Source organism: Caminibacter profundus (assembly GCF_054657155.1).
This window is the reverse complement of the sequence record NZ_BAAHXC010000001.1, coordinates 76,880-94,977: the sequence shown is the minus strand read 5'-3', so window position 1 is coordinate 94,977 and position 18,098 is coordinate 76,880. Positions and strand designations below refer to the sequence as shown.

Sequence of the window (18,098 nt, the reverse complement as noted above, 5' to 3'; positions counted from 1 at the left end):
TTATAGTTTATATAACTTTTACATACTTTTGTCAAGTTTTTTTACTCTTTATACTGATAATTTTCAAAAAACTTTTTTATCAATTTTCCATTTTTAAAGCTGCTTCTTTTTTAAACTCTTCCCAGTCAAAGTTATTAAGAGCTTCTTGAGTTACTTTATAACTACAAAACTTAGGTCCACACATACTACAAAACTCTGCTTCTTTAAATACTTCTTGAGGAAGTGTTTCATCATGGTATTCTTTTGCTCTTTCTGGATCAAGAGCTAATTCAAATTGTTTTTTCCAATCAAATTTATATCTTGCATCACTCATTTCATCATCAACTTTTCTAACTCCCGGAATTTTTCTTGCAATGTCTGCTGCGTGTGCTGCTATTTTATATGCCATCATTCCAACTCTAACATCTTCTTCATTTGGAAGTCCTAAATGTTCTTTTGGAGTAACATAACATAACATACTAACACCATACCATGCAGCCATTGCAGCACCTATTGCACTTCCAATATGGTCATACCCAGCTCCAATATCAAGAACTAATGGACCTAATACATAAAATGGTGCTTCATGACAATAAATTTGTTCAAGTTTTACATTTCTTTCAATCTCATTAATAGGTACGTGACCTGGTCCTTCAATCATTACTTGAACATCTTTCTCCCAAGCTCTCTCAGTTAATTCACCTAAAACTTTTAACTCTTCTAGCTGTGCTTTATCACTTGCATCATAAAGACATCCTGGTCTGAGTGAATCACCAAGTGAAAGCGATACATCATATCTTCTACAAATATCAAGAATTTCATCAAAAATAGTATAAAATGGATTTTCTTTATGATGTTTTAACATCCATGAAGCAGTTAAACTACCTCCTCTACTTACTATCCCCATTTTTCTTTTAGCAATTTCAGGCATATGACGAAGTAATAACCCTGCGTGAATCGTAAAGTAACTAACTCCTTGCTGTGCTTGTTTTTCAAGCACTCTTAAAATATCATCATATGTAAGTTTTTCAACATCTTCAATCTCATCAATAATCTGATACATAGGAACTGTACCAATTGGAACAGGAGAAGCTTTAATAATTGCTGCGCGTATTTCATCCATATTTTTTGCCCCAGCACTTAAATCCATTACAGTATCTGCTCCATATTTTACTGCAGTTTGAAGCTTTTTAACTTCTTCTTCTATATCACTTGCTAGGGCACTAGCTCCAATATTCGCATTTACTTTTGTTTTAGTCACTCTTCCAATAGCCATAGGTTCTAAGTGAGTATGATTGATATTTGCAGGAATAATAAGTCTTCCTCTAGCCACTTCACTTCTTACAAATTCAGGATCTAAGTTTTCTTTTTTTGCAATATATTCCATCTCTTCAGTAATAATGCCTTTTCTAGCATAATACATTTGAGTTCTAACGCTATCATTTTTTCTTTTTTCAATCCATTCTTTTCTCATAAACTTCCTTTTTAAGATGTGTTTTATCGGAATTTAACCAAAAAAGCTTAAAGTTAGCTTAAAAAAACAAATAGTTATGCTAATTGAAACTAAGAATGGTAAAACTTACCTACCCTAGCCTACATTAGCGAATATATAACCAAGTTCTAAGTTAATAAGGGTTAGTTAGCATTCTTCATTATTAATTCTAAATTAAGACAATTTACTATTTGTAACATTTTTGTGTATAATATCGTAACATTTTTACAAAAGGAAACACATTGGATGTTACTTTAATAGTATTAAGTGCTGGAAATTCTACAAGGTTTGAATATGAGACAAAAAAACAATGGATTAGAATTGAAAACAAACCTCTTTGGTTATTTGTTGCTGATAGATTAAATAGTTTTTATCCCTTTAAAAAAACAATAATTACAGCAAAAAGACAAGAAATTAGACTTTATGAAAAACTAAGTGAGTATACAATTATTTCAGGTGATAAAGAAAGACAACTTAGCCTAAAAAATGCTATTAGTTTAGTAGATACAGAATATGTAATGGTAACAGACGTAGCAAGAGCGTGTATACCAAAAGAAATAGTATTAAGGCTTTTAGAAAATCCAGCAGACTGTACAGTTCCATATCTAAAACCAGTTGATACAATCGTTTTCCAAAATAAAACAATTAATAGAGATGAAGTAAAATTAATCCAAACACCTCAACTAAGTCGCACTAAAATATTAAAAAAAGCATTAAATACCAATAAAATTTTCACAGATGAAAGAGCTTTAATTGAAGAAATTGGTGGTCAAATTAAATATGTTTTAGGAAGTACTGAGAGTAAAAAAATTACATATTTTAAAGATTTAGATTTACCTTGCTTAAAACCTCCTAAAAAAATAATATTCACAGGCAATGGATATGATACTCATAAGTTTGAGGAAAATAAAAAAATGTTACTTGGGGGAGTAGAGATTAATGTAGATTATGGGTTTAAAGCTCATAGTGATGGAGATGTAGTTATCCATGCTTTAATTGATGCCTTGCTTGGAGCAGCTGGATTTGGAGATATTGGAGAGTTTTTCCCAGATAATGATCCTAAATACAAAAATATCTCTAGTGTAAAACTTTTAAAAGAAGTTATTAATACCATTAAAAAAACAGGTTTTGAAATAATAAATGCAGACTTAAGTATAATAGCCGAGAAACCTAAACTAAAAGTTTACAAAACAAAAATTCAAAGAAACCTAACTAAACTTTTAAACGCACCAGTAAACATAAAAGCTACCACAAATGAAAAAATGGGATTTATTGGACGTGGCGAAGGAATAGCTGTAATTGCAACAGCAAATTTAACATATAAGGACTGGCATGAAGATTATAATAGTAGAAAATGAACTCTACTTAGCTCAAAGTATTCAAAACAATTTAATTGAAAAATTAAAAGCAAATTGTGAGATTTATGGCTCATATGATGAAGTAATTGAAAAAGAAGCAGATGTATTTATTGTAAATACAAATCTGCAAGGTCATTTTGATAATCTTATAAAAGAAAAAAAAGATAAAATTATTATTCTTCTTGTACCATATGTTACATATTCAAACGTAACTCACCCTATAAATTTAGGAGCTGATGATTATCTTCAAAAACCTTTTACTATTGAAGAGTTGATTAGAAAAATAAAACATCTGCAAGAGTATTATTTACTTAAAGAAAAGGTTAAAAAACTTGAGAACTTTATTGATTTTATACTTAAAGACATTGAAATAACACTTCCAAAATATCATTTCCCAATTTTCATAAAATCCAGTCCATCAAAAAGTGTAGAAAAATTTATATATGAAGTAGCAAAAAATGAAAGTGCTATTGTAGAAATTATTGATTTACAAAAATTTAATAAAAAGAAATTTAATAGTCTTGATAAAATTTATTTTTGCTTAAATTATGAGAAAGTAGAAGATGAAGAAATTTTAAACTATATCTCAAAATTTAAATCAATAATTCTTCTTCCTAAAAATTACGATAAAATAAATAAGTTTCTCGAAATTGAAGCAAATACCAAAAACTTTTTCGATGAGGAAATTTTAAGTATTGAAGAATATATTAAATTTATAATAATTTCTCATCAACATAAATATCCAGATACTGAACTTAGCAAAAAACTTGGTATCAGTAGAAAGAGCTTATGGGAAAAAAGGAAAAAATATGGAATCTTTAAACAAAAGTAAAATTTTTATAGATAATGAAGCTTGGATAACTCTTGCTATGGTACAAGCCGGCTTATTAGACCCAATTGATAAGCTTATGAATTCCAAAGAAGCAAAAATAGCAAACGAAAAAAAAAGATATAAAGATAAACCTATTCCATTCTCATTCATTTTAGCTCCAGCTGGAAGAAAAAATGAAGAAGTTTTAAAACAAAAACCAAAAAAAATAGATCTTTTTTGTAACCGCAAAAAAGTAGGAGAAGTAGAAGTTGAAGAAATTTATGAAATTGACCCACTTGAGAGAATTAGAACAATTTATGGTACAACAGATGCAAAAAATTACCCTCAAGTAGCAAAAACTCTAAAGAGGTTAGGACATTATGCAATAGCAGGAGATTTTTGGGTAGAAGATACTGGAATAAAAAAAAGAATGGACTTTATAAAAGAAAAAATAAAAAACTTAAGCTCAATTGTTGGAATGACAATGCATGCAAAACCAATTCATAGGGTTCATGAAAGAATAATGAGAATGGCTATTGAAAAACACGATTTATTAATAGTATTTCTAATTAAAAATATCCAAGAAGATGAAATACCTTACAAATTAAGATATGAAGCATTAGATGAGATTATCACAAATTATTTTCCTAAAGATAAAATTTTAGTTGTACCTCTTCTTAATACCTATATTTTTTCTGGAGTAAATGAAGCAATACTTGATGCAATAATAGCAAAAAATTTTGGATGTAATAAATTTATTATGGGACAAACACACAAAGGACTCGGTATTTATTATGAAGCAAACCACTTAAAAAGTATTTTTGATAGTATGGATTTAGGCATTGAAGTTGAAACAATAAATGAATATGTCTATTGTGAAAAATGCAAAACAATAGTTAGTGTAAATTCATGTCCTCATGGCAGCCATCATCATATAAGCTATCATAGTGATTCAATATTTGAACTTATAAAAACTGGTCTTATGCCGCCTACTATCCTTATGAGAAAAGAGATAAGTGCAAAATATTTAGCTCATATGTTTCCAAACAGATTTAAAAACTTACAAAAACTATATTATGATATTTCACCAAATAAAGGCTTAATTGAAGAAAGTTCAGATGAAGATTTCTATATAGCTTTAATGAAACTGTATCAGACAAGTTCTCTTACATAAAGGTTTAAAATGAAAGTTTTTAAAGATAGATTCGATGCTGGAGTTAAACTTTCAGAAGTTATAGAAACTCCTAAAAACTCAGTACTTTTTGCAATACCAAAAGGTGGTATACCTATAGGATATGCTATTAGTCTAAACAAAAACATACCTTTTGATATAGTTGTAATTAATAAACTCCCTATTCCATTTAATCCAAAAGCAAGTTTTGGAAATATTACAATTGATGGCAAAGTCGTGCTTAATCCAAATTTTGAACATCTTTTTTCTCAAATTCCAATCGATACAATTGCAAAAGAGTTCTTAAATAAAGTAAAAAAAGTTAACTATTTATATAGAGAAAACGCCCCATACAAATCTTTAAAAAATAAAACTGCAATAGTAATAGCTGATGGCTTTGCAAGCGGTAACTCTGCTATTGCTGCATATGAATTTCTAAAAAAATTTAATCCTGATAAAATTATAGCTATAGCACCAGTATGTCCTACTGAAACTAAAAATTTGCTTGAAAATTATTTTGATAATGTATATTGTCTTATTGAATCAGATAAAAAACCTTTTGAAATCTCAAACTTTTATGAAGATTTTCACGATATAAGCAATGAAGAAATCTTAGCTATAATTAATGATTTAAAAGAAAAAAATTTAATATGGAGCAAAAATGAAGAAAAAAATTAATTGGTTTTTTTTAACAGGATTTTATAGTGGACTTCTTCCAAAAGCCCCTGGGACCTGGGGAAGCATTGTAGGAGCAGTAATTGCATATTTTATAATTATGTTTTTCCCAAATCCAAACCAGACAATTCTTTTATTAGCTTCTTTATTTTTTGTAATGGGATACAAAATGGTAGATGAATACGAACAAAACGGTGGCATTCATGATGATAAAAGAATTGTAATTGATGAAATTGCTGGTGTGCTTATAAGTATTGGACTGATTGGTGATTTAAAAGTAGACACACTAATAAAACTTTTTTTTGCATTTATTGCATTTAGAATCTTTGATATTTGGAAACCTTCAATTATAGGAAGAATAGACAAAAAAGCAGGCGCATTTGGTGTTATGGGAGATGATGCATTAGCTGGTATTTTTGCTAGTATTATGGCAGGAATTTTTTATATTGGGTATTTAAAACTAATAAGTTAAGGAAGAGCAAAAACCCCTCCTTGACATTGTCTAACACCTGTCATTGGCTTAGCATTATCAATTAACTCTTGAAGTCCAAGCTTTGTTGGATCACCTTTTAGATTGATTCTAATTTCAGTTATATACACTTGTCCATTTTTTCTTTTACATATAAGTTGAAATTTTCTTTTATTTCTATCTCCAAAAGCTCCGCCAAAGATAAACCTTATTCTATTAAGACTCACCCATTCCCCCATATGCATTCTTACAAATCTCAAAAAAGATGACTCGTTAAATTGCTGAGTTAGTTTTATTGAAGTCAAAAAATATGTTTCAGGGTCAGTACCAAAACAAGTTCCATGTTTTTTCCATTCATGTTTTGCAAGATATTCTGCCGCTGGCATATATTTATCAAGAACCTTTCTAAGAATTGGTGATAACTGAAATTTGTAATCTATTATACAATAGTTCTTATTTTTTGGCCAAAGTCCATGAAGCACAAAATGATTAAGTGAAAAATCTCCATATTTTCTCATTCTACATACTTTATCTTTAGGTTTTACTTTACAAAAACTGTTTTCCCAACTAAGTGCTAAAATATTTTCCGTTGATACAGCATAAAGTAAACTACCAAGAATAATCAAAGAAGCAAAAAGCTTTTTCATAAAATCTCCTTAATTTTGTTTATTTTTTCAATAGAATCTCTAATTAAGTACTTAATTCCTACTTCTCCAAACCCTCTATCCACTACAAAAATTTCATATTTTTTTAATAGATATTCAATTTCTCTTGTTTTACTGTAATCTACTTCAAAAGTGTACTCAAAAACTGGCACATATTCAATAAGTTTAGCATTTTTTATAGCTTTATTTGCAGCATCACTATATGCTTTTACAAGCCCTCCAACCCCTAGCAAGATTCCTCCAAAATATCTAACAGTTATAATTCCCACATTTATTAAATTATTACCTTCTAATACTTTCAAAGTTGGTTTTCCACTACTGCCACGTGGTTCTCCATCATCGGATGAACCTTCTACTATTTGATTAAATTCATTTAAATATCTAAATGCAGTAACAAAATGATTTGCTTTTGGATGTCTTTTTTTAAGCTCACTTAAAACTTCACCAAAAGAAGAGTAAGGAACAAGGAAAGAATGAAATTTTGATTTTTTAACTTCTATAGTAGCAGCTGATAAATCTCTTATTGTTTTCATTAATCAAAAAGTTTATTAATACTTTCATTATACACAATTCTTCTAATAACTTCAGCAAAAAGCTTACCAGTTTTTAAAACTTTTATTTTTTTACAATCTTTATTAAATGGGATTGTATCAGTTATTATTAGCTCTTCTAATACAGAATCTCTAATTCTCTCAATAGCAGGACCTGATAATACTCCATGAGTAGCAAAAGCCCTAACTGTATTTGCCCCTTTTTCTTTCAGTGCTTTTGCTGCTTTTACCATAGTACCAGCAGTATCAACCATATCATCAATTAAAATGACATCTTTACCTTTTACCTCTCCAATAATATTCATAACTTCACTAACATTTGCTCTTTCTCTTCTTTTATCAACAATTACCATATCAAGTCCAAGTTTACTTGCAAAATATCTAGCCCTTGCGACTCCTCCAATATCTGGACTTGCAATAACTGGATTTTTAAGTCTTATTTCTTTAAAGTAATCAAAAAATAAAATACTTCCATAAAGGTTATCAACTGGAATATCAAAAAAACCTTGAATTTGTCCTGCATGCAAGTCAATTGTAACAACTCTATCAATTCCAGCTTTTTCCATCATATTAGCTACTAATTTTGCGCTAATTGGAACTCTTGGTGCTGCTTTTCTGTCCTGTCTTGCATATCCAAAATAAGGTATAACTGCTGTAATACTTTTTGCACTCGCTCTTCTCATTGCATCAGTTATAATAAGAAGTTCCATTAAATTATCATTAGCAGGAGCACAAGTTGGCTGAATAATAAAACAATCAACTCCCCTAATACTCTCACCAATTTGAACATTAATTTCACCATCGCTAAATCTATTTACTGTAAGTTTACTAAGTGGTCTATCTAAATAATGTGCAATATCTTCAGCTACTTTTGGATTTGCTGTTCCGCTAAAAAGTTTATATTTCATATACCTCTCCTTTGTTTTATTGATGAAATATTACCAAAATTTGACAAAAGTTAATTATTTTTTCGCTCCTCTAATCCATCCTCCACCAAGCAATTTTTCACCATCATAAAACACACATGCTTGCCCTTTAGCAACTCCAATAACAGGTTCTTTAAATTTAACTACTGCTTTACTTTTTGTTTCCATCTTAACAGAAGCTGGAAGTTTTGGTGCTCTATATCTAACCTTAGCTTCACAATCAAACATTTTTTCATCTATAAACAGATTAACACCTTTTAGAAAAACTTGTGATTTTTCTAAATCTTTTTTATCTCCTACAATTAAAGTATTTGTTTTTGCATCAATTCCTATTACATAATGAGGCTTATGGGCTTTAAATAGATGAAAGCCTTTTCTCTGACCTATTGTATAAAAAGCATAACCTTTATGTACTCCTATTTTCTGTCCTCTTGTATTAACAACTTTCCCTTTTTTCTCAGGATTAAAGTGAAGCTTCAAAACATCGATATAGGTTGTATTAATAAAACAGATATCTTGAGACTCTTTTTGACTAGCAAACTCATCTAATCCAATTTCTTTAGCTATCCCTTTAATTTCTTCTTTTAAATAATTTCCTGTTGGAAATAAAAGTTTTGGAAGTATCTCTTTTTTTATTCCAAATAAAAAATAACTCTGGTCTTTACTTTTGTCTTTTGCCTGATACAAAAATTCACCATCATTTCTTACATAATGCCCAGTAGCTGCTTTTTGGCAATTGTATTTTTCTAGAAAGTTAATAAAAATCCCAAACTTTATCTGTCTATTACACATAGCACAAGGATTAGGAGTTGAACCTTCTTCATAACTTTTTACAAAATACTCATATACCTCTCTTTTAAATTCCTCCTCCACATTTTCAACATAATATTCAAATCCGATAATTTTGCTAAGTTTTTCAATCTTTCTTAAATTTTCATTATGGTTTACACCTTGGTGCATTTTCATATAAAGACCAACTACCTCATATCCCTGCTGTTTTAAAAGATAAGTAGTTACAGCACTGTCAACTCCACCACTAATTCCTACTAATACTCTCACTGAATTTTCTCCTTCATAAAAAATGTATGACATTCAATGTTTTCAAACGCACTCTCTAAACGTTGAAAAAGTTTTGGTTCTTCTTCTTCCATTTCTTGAAGCCATGCTTTAATTTTTGCTCTCACATAAGGTGTTTTTACTCCCTCACTGTCTTTAAGTGCTAAACAACTAGACTCTCCATCAATTATAGGAAAATTGTTTTGAGCAGCCATATACTCTATCCATTTTTCTCTAACTTTAATCATCGGTCTTATAACCTCAATACTTGTATGTGCTGTATATTTTGGCGGCATAGATTTCATCATACCATTATAAAACATACTCATAAAGAAAGTCTGAACTGCATCGTCAAAATGATGCCCTAGGGCTAATTTATTAAATCCAAGCTCTTTTGCCTTACTATAAAGTGCTCCTCTTCTCATTCTTGCACAAAAACCACAGGGACTTGAACCAGGACGTTTTTTTTCATTCATAATCTCTAAGATTGGTGTTTTATAAATAATATACTCAATATCAAACTTATCACACCATTCTTTTAAAGGAGAATAGTCAATTCCAGTGCCTGCATCAATAGTAATTGCAGCTAAAGAAAAGTCAAAAGGTGCAATAAGTTGCATTCTTTTTAAAACATGTAATAAAACAAAACTATCTTTTCCTCCACTAAGAGCTACTAAAACCTTATCTTTTGGTTTTATTAATTCAAACTCTCCTTGTACTCTACCTACAAACTTAACTACTTTTTTTGAGAAAAAAATATCTTTAATTGGATTTAATTTTTTCTCCATTTATCTCTACCTCTCCATTTTTTAATTTTAATTTAAGCTCAATTATTCCTTTTTCTTTTTTAGCAAGAGCAAAAATAAATGCACTCTTAGGCATTAAATTCATAATAAGCATAGAAATTTTAGGTGTAGTTTTTAAATCCATATAAAACTCTAAAAAGCTTAAATCTTTATTTTTAAGTTTTTGCTCTAAATTTTTAGTTGGTAAAAACTTCATACTAGCATCCAAATCAAAAAAACCTAACTCTTGATTTAATGTTTTTATATCTTTTATTTTAGTTTTCAAATTAATATCTAAACCTTTTTCAAATAGTTTATAAGTCAGCTTTTCATTATATTTATCTTTAGTATTTTGAAGCTCTTTTAAACTCTTTAAGTCTAATTTATCTAAAGTAAAGTCAGCTTTAAAATCCTCTACAAATAAATTTTTAAAAATATCAAGACTATCAAAACTAAATTTTACATGACTTTTTATTTTATCCCCAAAATAAGTAATTCCATTACTTCTAAAATTAATTAAAGATATTTTTTGCTTATCTCCAAAGTACATATTAAATGAAGTCTTATTTTTTACTGCATTACCATCTTTTTCATACTCACTTTTTATATTTTTAAATTCTAATGTTAATTTATCTTTATAAATAAAACTACCTATTTTTAAATCATTTTTATTTGGGTATACAAAAACTCCATTTACATCTTTCAAAACTAAATGAATATCATTTCCTATATCTGTATCAAAAATTTTATATCTATATGTTTTAAAGTTTGGAGTAATTACTAAAAAATTTATTTTATCTTTTATTAAAGTATTTATGTTTTTATCTAATTTCTCATCTGCTGTATCAATTTTCAACACTTTACCAAAAAACTTTACATCAGTCACAGGTAAATTTTTAAATTTTGTTTCTACTTTTAATACAATATCCTTAATATATCCATTATTATCAATTTTTTGGCCTGGAATTACTACTTTAAATATCCTATCAGTTTGCAAATAAGTACTTTTATCTTCTATTTGAATAACTTCAAAACCATCTTTTTTTACATTCTCAAGCATCTTGTTAAATTTAGCATTCATTAATTTATCAAAAATTAAAGGAGTAACTCCTATCATAACTAAAAAAGTTAAAAACATAATCAGTAATTTATTTTTCATAATTCTCCTTCATTAATTTTGCATCTATTTTTCATTTTACATTTTTTTAAGCATTTCTATTAAAAACTTAGCACTTACTTTACTTGATTCTTCTAAAAACTCATCAAAATCAACCCCTGCACCCTCTTCGGCTGTATCGCTTATACTTCTTAACATAAAAAAAGGTACATCAAGTGTTGAAGTAACACATCCAACAGCTCCGCCTTCCATCTCTATTGCACTTGCATTAAAAGTCTCTTTTATCCAATTTTTACGCTCTTTAGAGTGAATAAACTGATCTCCTGAAGCTATTATACCTTCTTTTAGTTTTATATCAAGTTTTTTTGCTACATTTCTAGCAAGTCTATTTAATTCTTCGTCACACTCAAAGTAAACTTTTGATTCTGGAATAAATCCAGGCTCATATCCAAAAACTGTTAAATCAATATCGTGTTGGACTGTTTTAGTAGCAATAATCAAATCACCAATTCTTAAATCTTTATCAATTGCTCCTGCAACTCCACTAAAAAGAATTTTTTTAGCTTTAAATTTTTCTATCATTATTGTAGCAGTTAGGCTCGCATTTACTTTTCCTATTTTACTATATGCTAAAACTAAACTTTTGCCATTAAACTCAGCTAAATAAAATTTATTTTTTGCGTAATCTATAACTTCTTTAATTTCAACTTCTTTTAAAATAGGTTCAAGCTCTTCTCTCATAGCACATAAAATTCCGATCACGATTCTTTCCTTAGAAAATATTTTTGTGTAAAAGTTAAATTATGATTAAGTTCAATTTCAACCAAATCTTCATCAAAATATTTAGCCTCTATTTCAATTTCGCCTTTAGGATTTATTACCTTACTTTTACCCCAAAATCCTAGTCCATCTTCAAATCCTACACGGTTAACAAAAGCTACATATCCACCTGAGAGAATAGCCATATTTTTAAGGATTGCTTCCCATTGTTCTTCTATTAAAAGCTTTCCATCTTTAAACTCTCTTGCCGGTGATGCAGCAATTACTATAATTAAATCTGGTTTAACTCTTGCTACAAACTCTATTGCATCTCCACTAAATACATCCTCACATATAAATATTACAGTTTTTCCAAATTTCGTATTAAATGAATTAAAACTTTTTCCACTAAAAAAAAACCTGCCTTCCTCAAAAACCCCATATGTAGGAAGATGAACTTTATCATGTCTAAAAAAAACACTACCTAGATAAAGAGCCGAATTAAATATTTTTCCATTATCTTTAATAGCAGCTCCTAAAACCACATCTTTATTAAAGTTTAGCTTTTTAAAAAAATCTTCACTAAAAGCATCTTCTAAAAGAGCATCCTTTACCTTATATCCATTCATACTGAGTTCTGGAAAAATAATCAAATCAGCATCTGTTTTTCCTATAAATTTAATATGTTTATCAAGATTATCGGGACTTAATTTTGGTCTTATTTGACCTAGGGCTATTTTCATTATATATTCTCCGTTTTATTATCTACAATGATAAAGCTTTTTCTAAACTACTCATATCAGTAATTGGAACAGTTTTTTTCTTCGTAACTTTTCTATTAATTCCCATTAAGACTTTTCCACCAAATTCAATAAATAAATCTACTTCATCTTCATAATTTTTTATTGATTGTTTATAAAGCACTGGTTTTGTTAGCTGAATTGGAAGAAGTTCAAGTGCTTCTTTTTTAGTTGTATATTTTTTAGCAGTAACATTACTAACTACTGAAGCAAACTCGTCTTTCAGATATTCGTCAAGTAATTCTTTCAAAGGCTCTACTGCTATTTCAAGTAGAGGTGAGTGACTAGCAACACTCATATTAAGAAGCATAACTCTTTTAGCCCCTGCTTCTTTTAAGATAGGCTCGAGTTTTTCTAAATCACTTCTAATACCTGATAAAACTATTTGTCCATCACTATTATAATTTGCTGGATATACTCTTAAATTACTATCTTGAGAGATTTTCTCCACATCCTCATCACTAAGTCCAAGTACTACCATCATAGACCCAGCCTCTTTTTCAAAAGCTTTATTCATAAGTTTTCCTCTTTCATGCACTAATCTAATAGCACCAGTTAAATCAATTGCCCCTGCTACATATAATGCACTAAATTCTCCTAAAGAGTGACCAAGTGAAAAGTTAAAATCAAAATTTTTATTTTCTTTGAAAAGCTCATAAGCTATTGCTGAATATAGTAAAATTGCTGGTTGAGTAAATTCAGTTTTATTTAAGTTTTCATTCTCTTCAAACATAAGTTTTTTAAAATCAGTTCTTATTGCATCACTTGCCTCTTCAAACATTTCACGAGCTTTTGAAGAATTTTCATAAAAATCTTTTCCCATACCTACAAATTGACTACCTTGCCCAGGAAAAAGAAGACCTAATTTCATTACTATCCTTTTTTAAGGAATTATATTAAATTTTTCTTGCAATTAACAGAGTTACTTGACCTAAGTTAAATGAAGTGAGTTTTTCAATTTGAAAATTTTGAGACTCAAAAAGAGAAACAAGCTCACTAGGTGTATAAAAATTTTCAATAGAGTTTGGAAGATATTCATAAGCTTTTTTGTTTTTACTTATTATTCCTCCAATTTTAGGAAGTATCTTATTTGAGTAAAAATCAATACATTCTCTAAACTTATTTGATTTTTCTGATTTTGTAAACTCCAACACTAAAACAATCCCGCCAGGTTTTAATACTCTATAAAACTCTTTGATAGCTTTTTTTATCTCTATTACATTTCTAATTCCAAAAGAAATACTTAAACAATCAAAAGTATGAAATTCAAAAGGAATATCAGTAGCATATGCTTTATAAAATTTAACACTTGGAAATCTTTTCTTTGCAACTTCTAGCATTCCACTACTTGGATCAAGTCCAATAATATTAATATCTATATTTTTTTTATTTGCTTCTTTTTTCCAGACTTCTATCATATCACCAGTTCCACAAGCAACATCAAGAATACTAACTTTTTCTTTATCAATTAATTCAAAAGTATTTTTTACTGCCTTTTCGCGCCATTTTTTATCAATTCCAAACGTTAAAACCCTATTAACTAAATCATAACGCTTTGCAATAGAGTCAAACATCTTTACTATTTCTTGTTGTTTTTGCATATATCTCCTTATTCTACTGGTAATTAATAATTAGTAATGAGTAATACTAATTCCAATACAAATTTATACCAATCAAGCAATTTTGGAAGTTCGAACTTCATTTCTTCACTTTTTATTAAAACTCATCCTATAATCACCCAATCCTCGAGGTACTGACCTAAATAAAAAAAACAATTGCAAATTTAGATCAGTACCATCCTCGATATTATATCGATTCTAATAAAACTCAATATTAATTTTTTCAAAATTATAAATTTCGATATTTTTTAATTCTCAATTCTCCCCGACCACCATACATTGACTAGTTCTTTTAAGGTATTAGAGGTTGTAAAGGTATTAGAAGTATTAGAGGTAATAAAGGTTTTCTTATATACTAACATCTACTAACCTCTACAACCCCTACTAACCTCTATTAACCTTTTTCCATTGTCCATTTTCCATTAATATTAGCATATTCTCGGAAGCAGTTCACCTTTTGGAAGCTCAATTACTCTTTTAGTTCCCCAAGGTGAAGTTAAAGTAACCTTATCTTGAGAAGTCACCTCCCCAATAATTGAAGCCTTTTCATTAAATCTTTTTAATATCTCCTCAGCTTTTTTAGCATCTTCATTTTTAACCGCTACAACAAAAGTACCCTCATTTGCTAAATCCATAGGCTCAAATCCAAATATTTCACAAAGCCCCATAACTTCATCACTAATAGGTAGTTTTTCTTCTTTTATATCAATCCCAACACCACTTGCTTTTGCCCACTCATTTAAAACGGCACTAATTCCTCCACGTGTCGCATCTCTTAAAGATTTAATTTCTATTCCCTCATCAATTAATGCTTTTACTTCATCCCATAATACTTTACAATCACTTTTTAATGTTGTATCAACATTATATCTATGAGCCATTACAACTGTACCATGAGTTCCTATATCTCTACTTACAATTATTATATCCCCTGTTTCTAAATTGTGAGCACTTATTCCTTCTTTTATGATTTTTCCAATTCCACTTGTATTTATAAAAATTTTATCAACACTACCACTTGGTACTACTTTAGTATCACCACAAACAATTTTAGCATCAACTTTTTTTAACTCATCAGCCATTGTTTTTACAATTGCTTCCAGCTCACTAAACTCAAGTCCCTCTTCAATAATAAAACTACAACTTAAATACTCCGGTTTTGCCCCCATCATAGCTAAATCATTACAAGTACCAGCAACTGCTAATTTTCCAATATTTCCTCCATTAAAAAAAATAGGGCTAACTGTAAACGAATCAGTTGTAAAAGCATTTTTTTTATCTAAATTCAAAACTGCTGCATCTTCTGCTTTTAAAAGTATCTCATTATTAAAATATTTATAAAAAAGATCATTTATTAATTTATTAGTCTCTTCTCCACCACCGCCAAAGCTAAGTGTAATTTTATTCATTTTTTTCCTTCTTTATAAATTTTTCAATTATTTTCTATGCTAAATTTTTTAATTAATACTTAGCTATTTGACAACTTTATTTCTATTTCTCGTTTATTTAGCATATCTATAATAAGCGTTACAAGCGCCTTCATCACTTACCATACAACTTCCAAGAGGATTTGATGGAGTACAAACATTACCAAATACTTTACAATCAAGTGGTGTTGCAAGTCCCTTTAAAATATCACCACAAATACATAATTTATGATCATCAATTGGTTCAGTTGGAAGTAAATCTTTCCAAACTATTTCAGCATCAAAATCACTAAACTCTTCTTTTAGTTTTAATGCAGAATAAGGTATATCTCCAAGCCCTCTATATCTAAAAGTATCTCTAATTTCCATATACTTATCAATTAGTTTTTGAGCAACAACATTACCTTCCCAAGTCGTAGCACGTTTGTACTGAATTTCAACCTCTAATCTTTGCTGATTTTTTTGTTTCAAAAGCATTAGAATACTCTCCATCACATCAACTGGCTCAAACCCAGCAACAACTACTGGCGTAGAATAGTCTTTAATTAAAAACTCATAAGATTTAGCTCCAATTATTACACTTACATGACTAGGTCCTATAAAAGCATTGATTTTTGCTTCACCACTATCCATAATTGCTTTCATTGGAGGAGGTACTAAAACATGATTTATATGATAATAAATATTTTTTATACCCTCTTTAAATGCTCTATCCATTAATGCTGCAGTCATTGGAGTAGTAGTCTCAAAACCTATTGCAAAAAAAACAACTTTTTTATCTGGATTTTCTTTAGCTATATTTAAAACATCAAGGGTTGAGTGAAGTGCTACTACATTTGCACCCTCAGCTCTGGCTTTTGCAAGACTTGAGTTACTTCCAGGTACTCTTATCATATCTCCTAAAGTAGCTAAAATTACATCCGGCTGTTTTGCTAAAATGATTGCATGATCAATTCTCTCTTTTGGCATAACACATACAGGACAACCAGGACCATGAATAAAAGTTATATTTTCAGGAAGAAGCTGTTTTAGGCCATATTTCATAATAGTATGTGTATGACCTCCACATATCTCCATTACTCTCATAGGTTCTTTTAGTTTCTCAGCCTCTTTGTGAATTAGTTTATTTAATGCTTTTATAGCATCAGGGTTTCTGAATTTAAAATACAAATCTTTTAAGCTTAATTCTCCATTTTCCATTTTCCTATCTCCATAAATTAATCTTTTTCAGGCTTATAAAGAAGTGGCCCATCTTCATTAACTAGTCGTTCAGGCTCAATCTCAAACTCATCTTCCATAGCAGCTTCTGCTAACATTTTATATACTTCTATACTCTCAAGTGCCGCTTTTTCATCAATTTTGCTCATTGCATATCCAACATGAATTAATACATAATCACCAACACTCACTGGCTCAGGCATTAGATCTAGACTAACAACTCTTTTAACTCCTAAAGTATCAACCTCAGCCATATTATTTTCATCTATTTTTAGTACTTTACTTGGAATTGCTAAACACATACTCTCTCCTTCAATATAAAATTGAAAATGGAAAATTATATTTATTTATATTTTCCATTTTCTTATTGATTAATTTTCAATTGATTTTAGATGTTCTTCTCTTTTTGATTTTATCCACTCAATTATCTCATCCAGCCCTTCACCTGTTTTATTATTAAGTAAAACTACAGGAACTCCTGGTTTTAATTTATTAGCGGCTTCTTTTGCACGTTCTACATCAAAATCAAAAAATTCAAGCATATCAGCTTTTGTAATAATTACAATATCAGCTTTTCTAAACATTACAGGGTACTTTGCAATCTTATCATCACCTTCAGGTACTGAAACAAATACCATATTATAATGAGCACCTACATCATAACTAGCAGGACAAACTAAATTCCCTACATTTTCAATAAAAGCAACTTCTGTAGTATCAAATGGAAAATGAGGTATTGCATGCTTCACCATTCCAGCATCAAGATGACAAGCTCTTCCTGTTTGTAATTGAAATGACCAAATTCCTTTTTCTCTAATTCTCTCAGCATCTCGACTTGTTTCTAAATCTCCTTCAATTACTGCAAATCTATAAGGTAACCTATCAGCTAAGTTTTCAAGAGTAGTAGTTTTACCGCTTCCAGGACTACTCATCATATTAAAGCAAGTAATTTTATGTTTATCAAATTCATCTCTTATCTCATTAGCCATTGCATTATTTTTAGACAAAATTTTCTCAATAACAGTTACTTTGTGAGATAACTGAGGATTATTTTTAATATCTTCATTAATTATTTCGTTATTATGAGTATGTTCATGATGATGCTCATGATTATGCTCGTGTTTATGTCCTGTACCGCATCCACAATCTACACACATATTTTACTCCTTCTAAAATATTTATAGTATTATACATATTTATTTATAAATTTAAATTAAAAA

General features: G+C 29.2%; 20 protein-coding genes. 5 read left to right on the top strand and 15 right to left on the bottom strand.

What is annotated here, in order from left to right; translation table 11 throughout:
- Positions 1-79 precede the first annotated feature (79 nt).
- Positions 80-1,453, bottom strand: a complete 1,374-nt coding sequence (gene thiC / locus ACYQ1U_RS00535) for a phosphomethylpyrimidine synthase ThiC (protein WP_459883235.1) — start codon at positions 1,451-1,453, stop codon at positions 80-82.
- 260 nt (positions 1,454-1,713) lie between these two features.
- Here thiC and ACYQ1U_RS00530 point away from each other — a divergent pair, with 260 nt between their 5' ends.
- Genes ACYQ1U_RS00530 through ACYQ1U_RS00510 form a run of 5 tightly spaced genes read left to right on the top strand, consistent with a single transcriptional unit; the run spans position 1,714 to position 5,958 of the window.
- Positions 1,714-2,829: a bifunctional 2-C-methyl-D-erythritol 4-phosphate cytidylyltransferase/2-C-methyl-D-erythritol 2,4-cyclodiphosphate synthase gene (locus tag ACYQ1U_RS00530; RefSeq protein ID WP_459883234.1), complete on the top strand. Its 1,116-nt coding sequence runs from the start codon at positions 1,714-1,716 to the stop codon at positions 2,827-2,829.
- A complete protein-coding gene (locus ACYQ1U_RS00525) occupies positions 2,804-3,661 on the top strand; it encodes a response regulator (RefSeq protein WP_459883233.1) in 858 nt (285 codons plus the stop codon). Before ACYQ1U_RS00530 ends, ACYQ1U_RS00525 begins: the two co-directional genes overlap by 26 nt.
- Positions 3,639-4,814 carry a sulfate adenylyltransferase gene (locus ACYQ1U_RS00520; RefSeq protein ID WP_459883232.1) on the top strand — a complete coding sequence of 392 codons (1,176 nt, stop codon included), beginning with the start codon at positions 3,639-3,641 and terminating at the stop codon, positions 4,812-4,814. The genes ACYQ1U_RS00525 and ACYQ1U_RS00520 overlap by 23 nt, the downstream gene beginning before the upstream one ends.
- 9 nt (positions 4,815-4,823) lie before the next feature.
- Complete coding sequence (locus ACYQ1U_RS00515) at positions 4,824-5,489, top strand: phosphoribosyltransferase (protein ID WP_459883230.1); 666 nt, start codon at positions 4,824-4,826, stop codon at positions 5,487-5,489.
- Entirely contained in the window at positions 5,473-5,958 is a 486-nt protein-coding gene (locus ACYQ1U_RS00510) for a phosphatidylglycerophosphatase A family protein (RefSeq protein WP_459883229.1), read from the top strand. Before ACYQ1U_RS00515 ends, ACYQ1U_RS00510 begins: the two co-directional genes overlap by 17 nt.
- Here the strand turns inward: ACYQ1U_RS00510 and ACYQ1U_RS00505 are convergent.
- The 14 genes from ACYQ1U_RS00505 to hypB all read right to left on the bottom strand — a co-directional run bounded on the left by ACYQ1U_RS00505 (position 5,955) and on the right by hypB (position 18,035).
- Entirely contained in the window at positions 5,955-6,602 is a 648-nt protein-coding gene (locus ACYQ1U_RS00505; protein ID WP_459883227.1) for a ribonuclease T2 family protein, read from the bottom strand. The genes ACYQ1U_RS00510 and ACYQ1U_RS00505 overlap by 4 nt on opposite strands.
- On the bottom strand, positions 6,599-7,153 hold the full coding sequence (locus ACYQ1U_RS00500; protein ID WP_459883225.1) for an IMPACT family protein: 555 nt from the start codon (positions 7,151-7,153) through the stop codon (positions 6,599-6,601). Before ACYQ1U_RS00500 ends, ACYQ1U_RS00505 begins: the two co-directional genes overlap by 4 nt.
- Complete coding sequence (locus ACYQ1U_RS00495; protein ID WP_459883223.1) at positions 7,153-8,079, bottom strand: ribose-phosphate pyrophosphokinase; 927 nt, start codon at positions 8,077-8,079, stop codon at positions 7,153-7,155. The genes ACYQ1U_RS00500 and ACYQ1U_RS00495 overlap by 1 nt, the downstream gene beginning before the upstream one ends.
- 54 nt (positions 8,080-8,133) lie before the next feature.
- Positions 8,134-9,156, bottom strand: coding sequence for a tRNA 2-thiouridine(34) synthase MnmA (gene mnmA, locus ACYQ1U_RS00490; RefSeq protein ID WP_459883221.1), 1,023 nt, complete (start codon positions 9,154-9,156; stop codon positions 8,134-8,136).
- Positions 9,153-9,941: a PP-loop family protein gene (locus ACYQ1U_RS00485; RefSeq protein ID WP_459883220.1), complete on the bottom strand. Its 789-nt coding sequence runs from the start codon at positions 9,939-9,941 to the stop codon at positions 9,153-9,155. The genes mnmA and ACYQ1U_RS00485 overlap by 4 nt, the downstream gene beginning before the upstream one ends.
- Positions 9,916-11,097: a YdgA family protein gene (locus ACYQ1U_RS00480; RefSeq protein ID WP_459883218.1), complete on the bottom strand. Its 1,182-nt coding sequence runs from the start codon at positions 11,095-11,097 to the stop codon at positions 9,916-9,918. Before ACYQ1U_RS00480 ends, ACYQ1U_RS00485 begins: the two co-directional genes overlap by 26 nt.
- Positions 11,098-11,133: 36 nt before the next feature.
- Positions 11,134-11,817, bottom strand: a complete 684-nt coding sequence (locus tag ACYQ1U_RS00475) for a 5'-methylthioadenosine/adenosylhomocysteine nucleosidase (RefSeq protein ID WP_459883216.1) — start codon at positions 11,815-11,817, stop codon at positions 11,134-11,136.
- Positions 11,814-12,557 (bottom strand): nitrilase-related carbon-nitrogen hydrolase, encoded by a 744-nt coding sequence (locus ACYQ1U_RS00470; RefSeq protein ID WP_459883215.1) that lies wholly within the window; start codon positions 12,555-12,557, stop codon positions 11,814-11,816. The genes ACYQ1U_RS00475 and ACYQ1U_RS00470 overlap by 4 nt, the downstream gene beginning before the upstream one ends.
- A gap of 22 nt (positions 12,558-12,579) precedes the next feature.
- A complete protein-coding gene (gene fabD / locus ACYQ1U_RS00465) occupies positions 12,580-13,485 on the bottom strand; it encodes an ACP S-malonyltransferase (RefSeq protein ID WP_459883214.1) in 906 nt (301 codons plus the stop codon).
- Positions 13,486-13,510: 25 nt separating this feature from the next.
- On the bottom strand, positions 13,511-14,215 hold the full coding sequence (gene ubiE, locus ACYQ1U_RS00460) for a bifunctional demethylmenaquinone methyltransferase/2-methoxy-6-polyprenyl-1,4-benzoquinol methylase UbiE (protein ID WP_459883213.1): 705 nt from the start codon (positions 14,213-14,215) through the stop codon (positions 13,511-13,513).
- Positions 14,216-14,661: 446 nt separating this feature from the next.
- Positions 14,662-15,642 (bottom strand): hydrogenase expression/formation protein HypE, encoded by a 981-nt coding sequence (gene hypE, locus ACYQ1U_RS00455; RefSeq protein WP_459883212.1) that lies wholly within the window; start codon positions 15,640-15,642, stop codon positions 14,662-14,664.
- A 93-nt stretch (positions 15,643-15,735) separates the two neighbouring features.
- Positions 15,736-16,860 carry a hydrogenase formation protein HypD gene (gene hypD / locus ACYQ1U_RS00450; RefSeq protein ID WP_459883211.1) on the bottom strand — a complete coding sequence of 375 codons (1,125 nt, stop codon included), beginning with the start codon at positions 16,858-16,860 and terminating at the stop codon, positions 15,736-15,738.
- A 17-nt stretch (positions 16,861-16,877) separates the two neighbouring features.
- Positions 16,878-17,180 (bottom strand): HypC/HybG/HupF family hydrogenase formation chaperone, encoded by a 303-nt coding sequence (locus tag ACYQ1U_RS00445; protein ID WP_459883210.1) that lies wholly within the window; start codon positions 17,178-17,180, stop codon positions 16,878-16,880.
- Between the two features lie 69 nt (positions 17,181-17,249).
- Positions 17,250-18,035, bottom strand: a complete 786-nt coding sequence (gene hypB / locus ACYQ1U_RS00440) for a hydrogenase nickel incorporation protein HypB (RefSeq protein ID WP_459883208.1) — start codon at positions 18,033-18,035, stop codon at positions 17,250-17,252.
- Positions 18,036-18,098: the final 63 nt, after the last annotated feature.

What these genes read in the sequence shown, in the direction of transcription:
- thiC (WP_459883235.1), bottom strand. Translation starts at nt 1,453, where the DNA reads ATGAGAAAAGAATGGATTGAAAAAAGAAAAAATGATAGCGTTAGAACT.
- ACYQ1U_RS00525 (WP_459883233.1), top strand. Translation starts at nt 2,804, where the DNA reads ATGAAGATTATAATAGTAGAAAATGAACTCTACTTAGCTCAAAGTATT.
- ACYQ1U_RS00520 (WP_459883232.1), top strand. Translation starts at nt 3,639, where the DNA reads ATGGAATCTTTAAACAAAAGTAAAATTTTTATAGATAATGAAGCTTGG.
- ACYQ1U_RS00515 (WP_459883230.1), top strand. Translation starts at nt 4,824, where the DNA reads ATGAAAGTTTTTAAAGATAGATTCGATGCTGGAGTTAAACTTTCAGAA.
- ACYQ1U_RS00510 (WP_459883229.1), top strand. Translation starts at nt 5,473, where the DNA reads ATGAAGAAAAAAATTAATTGGTTTTTTTTAACAGGATTTTATAGTGGA.
- ACYQ1U_RS00505 (WP_459883227.1), bottom strand. Translation starts at nt 6,602, where the DNA reads ATGAAAAAGCTTTTTGCTTCTTTGATTATTCTTGGTAGTTTACTTTAT.
- ACYQ1U_RS00500 (WP_459883225.1), bottom strand. Translation starts at nt 7,153, where the DNA reads ATGAAAACAATAAGAGATTTATCAGCTGCTACTATAGAAGTTAAAAAA.
- ACYQ1U_RS00495 (WP_459883223.1), bottom strand. Translation starts at nt 8,079, where the DNA reads ATGAAATATAAACTTTTTAGCGGAACAGCAAATCCAAAAGTAGCTGAA.
- ACYQ1U_RS00485 (WP_459883220.1), bottom strand. Translation starts at nt 9,941, where the DNA reads ATGGAGAAAAAATTAAATCCAATTAAAGATATTTTTTTCTCAAAAAAA.
- ACYQ1U_RS00480 (WP_459883218.1), bottom strand. Translation starts at nt 11,097, where the DNA reads ATGAAAAATAAATTACTGATTATGTTTTTAACTTTTTTAGTTATGATA.
- ACYQ1U_RS00470 (WP_459883215.1), bottom strand. Translation starts at nt 12,557, where the DNA reads ATGAAAATAGCCCTAGGTCAAATAAGACCAAAATTAAGTCCCGATAAT.
- fabD (WP_459883214.1), bottom strand. Translation starts at nt 13,485, where the DNA reads ATGAAATTAGGTCTTCTTTTTCCTGGGCAAGGTAGTCAATTTGTAGGT.
- ubiE (WP_459883213.1), bottom strand. Translation starts at nt 14,215, where the DNA reads ATGCAAAAACAACAAGAAATAGTAAAGATGTTTGACTCTATTGCAAAG.
- hypE (WP_459883212.1), bottom strand. Translation starts at nt 15,642, where the DNA reads ATGAATAAAATTACACTTAGCTTTGGCGGTGGTGGAGAAGAGACTAAT.
- hypD (WP_459883211.1), bottom strand. Translation starts at nt 16,860, where the DNA reads ATGGAAAATGGAGAATTAAGCTTAAAAGATTTGTATTTTAAATTCAGA.
- ACYQ1U_RS00445 (WP_459883210.1), bottom strand. Translation starts at nt 17,180, where the DNA reads ATGTGTTTAGCAATTCCAAGTAAAGTACTAAAAATAGATGAAAATAAT.
- hypB (WP_459883208.1), bottom strand. Translation starts at nt 18,035, where the DNA reads ATGTGTGTAGATTGTGGATGCGGTACAGGACATAAACACGAGCATAAT.